Below are 392 nucleotides of genomic sequence, written 5' to 3'. Positions count from 1 at the left end.
CACCCGCATCCGTGCGTCGGTGCCGGCCATCGAGGCCTGCCTGAAGGCCGGCGCGGCCGTGATGGTGACGTCCCACCTGGGCCGCCCGACCGAGGGTGAATTCAAGCCCGAGGACTCGCTGGCCCCGATCGCCGAACGTCTGTCCGAACTGCTCGGCAAGCCCGTGCGGCTGGTGCAGAACTGGGTCGATGGCGTGGACGTGGCGCCCGGCCAGGTAGTGCTGCTCGAGAACTGCCGCGTCAACAAGGGCGAGAAGAAGAACAGCGATGAACTGGCCCAGAAGATGGCCAAGCTGTGCGATGTCTACGTCAACGACGCCTTCGGCACCGCGCACCGCGCCGAGGCCACCACGCACGGCATCGCCAAGTACGCACCCGTGGCCTGTGCCGGCC

Annotated in this window: 1 protein-coding gene; it reads left to right on the top strand. The window is 68.4% G+C overall.

The genetic code is table 11. The features are described from left to right. Nucleotides 1-392 (top strand): phosphoglycerate kinase (gene pgk / locus AB4Z35_RS31015; RefSeq protein WP_442101298.1); only part of this gene is annotated, 392 nt, incomplete at both ends.

It is taken from the genome of Pseudomonas sp. KB_15 (genome assembly GCF_052114525.1).
Lineage (GTDB): Bacteria > Pseudomonadota > Gammaproteobacteria > Pseudomonadales > Pseudomonadaceae > Aquipseudomonas.
This window is presented reverse-complemented; position numbering and strand designations above follow the sequence as displayed.